The organism is uncultured Shewanella sp. (genome assembly GCF_947491715.1).
Lineage (GTDB): Bacteria > Pseudomonadota > Gammaproteobacteria > Enterobacterales > Shewanellaceae > Shewanella.
In genome coordinates this window covers 1-1,925 of sequence record NZ_CANLKR010000085.1, presented here as the reverse complement: position 1 = coordinate 1,925, position 1,925 = coordinate 1, and the positions used below count along the sequence as shown (strand labels likewise).

Below are 1,925 nucleotides of genomic sequence, written 5' to 3'. Positions count from 1 at the left end.
GCCAACGCGAGTGATGTCGATGGTGATAGCCTCAGTGCGGCGAACCTCACAGTGGAAGGCAATGCCACGGTGACGGCCAATGACGATGGCTCGTTCACGGTGACGCCGGAGGCGGACTTTAACGGTGACATTGCGCTGAGCTTTGATGTGTCTGATGGCATAGAGGTGGTGGCTAGCGGCGTGGATTTAGCCGTGAATCCGGTTAATGACTTGCCGACATCAGGTAATATTGCAGCAATAACAGATGAAGACACCACTATTGTGGTCACACAAGCCCAATTATTGGCTAATGCGGCAGATTTAGATGGTGATCATTTAGTTGCGCTTAACTTAGTCGCTGATAATGCAGAAATTGTAGATAATGGTGACGGGACTTTCGCTATCACCCCGAGTGCTGATTTCAATGGTTTGATTGATGTTTCTTATGATATCACAGATGGTGATATACCAATAGGTGTTAATTTAGCCTTAACGGTTGACCCAGTCAATGATGCGCCGATTATTTCTGCTGATATTCCTATCACTATAGAAGAAGATGGCTCTTACACTATTACTCAGGCTGAATTGTTGCAATTTGCGACAGATATTGAAGATCACCATATGACGGCTGATCTAACGCCACAAGGGAGTGAAACAAATATATCAGGTGTGGTATTAGATGCGTCGACAAGTGATGGGGTTGAAGGTGCAGTTGTTACGCTAGCCGATGCTTCAGGTAATACAAGTACGACAATGACAGATAGTGATGGACATTATAGTGTGACAGGACAAATAGTCGGTGAAGGTTCGGTAACCATAGAACAAGAAGGTATGGTGACTATTAATACATCTGTAATTGAAGGAGAAAGCGCTAATAATGGTGTATCCGCATTATCAGAGGTGATGGATGCGACGGATATGCGAGTTGTGGTGACTTGGGGTAATGAACCTGAAGACTTAGATAATCATGCTTGGTTATTCGATCCTGATTCAGGTGAAGAACTTGATCACATCTTTTATCAAGATATGTCACATCAGTTAGATGACGGAATGGTAAGTCAAGATGTGGATGATGTCGATGGACATGGCCCTGAAACTATTTTTATCCCTAATTTTGAAACCGTTGATATGCATTATTCTGTGCATAATTATACGGGTGAATATACGGATGTCTTTTGGCCAACACCGGGTATGGATGAGGTGAGGGTTGAAGTTTACGTTGGTGATCAGTTGGTGCAAAGTTTTAGTCCTGAGGCGCCAGAGGGTGATTCTGGAGAGCATTGGCATGTTTTCCATCTTGTTGATGGTGTCATTGTTCCCGATAACCATTTAGGAAATGAAAATGACTTCGTGATGCCAGAGATAGAAGATGTTACTGCAGATCCGAATGCTATTGTGATAAGTGATATCTTTACTCAAGCCGAAGACAATATTGATCAGACGGAAATGACAGATCCCTTACCAATATTCGATGAGAATGAAGGTATCGAAGGTGCCGAAGTTGATAATGAAACCGATATAGCCGAAGAAGATCTTGCTAATGAAGATGAAGGTAATTTTGTATCAATAAGTGAAATCAATATGAGTAATGGTGTTATTACCGATAATGGTGATGGTACATATACGATTGTTCCTAATGATAATTTTAATGGTGAGTTTTCTATTGATTACTTAGTTATCGATGAGTTGGGTGCTGAATCTCCAGCGCAGATAGATGTAACAGTTACACCGGTTAATGATGCAGCGGTAGTGGAAGATGTCGGTTACGTGATTGAAGAAGACGGCAGCTTGACCTTCACCGATGCCCAGTTGTTGTCGGGTGCGACGGACATTGATGGCGATGACTTGTCTGTTGCGGAGGTGAGTTACACCGGCACGGCGGGCGTGTTTACTGACAATGGTGACGGGACGTATACGTTTGCGCCGAATGACAACTTTAATGGTGA

General features: G+C 43.3%; 1 protein-coding gene. It reads left to right on the top strand.

The genetic code is table 11. From position 1 onward, the window contains the following. Window positions 1-1,925, top strand: a 1,925-nt coding sequence (locus tag Q0779_RS23565; protein ID WP_298776697.1) for a tandem-95 repeat protein, incomplete at both ends; no start/stop codon positions are given.